Source organism: Streptomyces sp. NRRL B-24572, from assembly GCF_002156145.1.
Taxonomy (GTDB): domain Bacteria; phylum Actinomycetota; class Actinomycetes; order Streptomycetales; family Streptomycetaceae; genus Streptomyces; species Streptomyces vietnamensis.
Window position 1 is genome coordinate 1 of record NZ_MWIG01001168.1, and the last position, 538, is coordinate 538.

Here is a 538-nt window from a genome sequence, read left to right on the forward strand (position 1 = left end):
GCGGGCATCGACCTCTGCCTCCACCTGATCCGCACCGCCCACGGAGCGGAGGCGGCAGCCACCGTCGCCCGCTCGATGGTCACGGCCCCCTTCCGTACGGGAACCCAGGCCCAGTTCATCGAGCACCCCACACCCCGCGCCGACCGCGACGCCGACGCCCTCGCCGCCGTACGCGCCCACGCCCTGGCCCACCTCGCCGAACCGCACACCATCGCGAGCCTGGCCGCCCTCGCCGGCATGTCCCCCCGCTCCTTCGCCCGCCACTTCCAGGCCACCACGGGGACGACCCCCCTCCACTGGCTCATCACCCAGCGCGTCGCCGCAGCCCAGAAGCTCCTCGAACGCACCGACCACCCCCTCCCCGAGGTCGCCCGCCGCGCGGGCTTCGGCAGCGAGGTCACGATGCGCCAGCACTTCGCCTCCCACCTGGGAACCAGCCCCCGCGACTACCGCCACGCCTTCCGTCACCCGGGCAGAGGTACGCCCACGGACCAGGGTTGACAGGCCCCCTCCCCATCCGTAGTGTTCTCCGAGTTGT

The 538-nt window shown here is 73.2% G+C and carries 1 protein-coding gene; it reads left to right on the forward strand.

What is annotated here, in order from left to right; translation table 11 throughout:
• On the forward strand, window positions 1-501 hold a 501-nt coding region (locus CCN56_RS41080; protein ID WP_143664857.1), incomplete at its 5' end, for a GlxA family transcriptional regulator.
• Window positions 502-538: the final 37 nt, after the last annotated feature.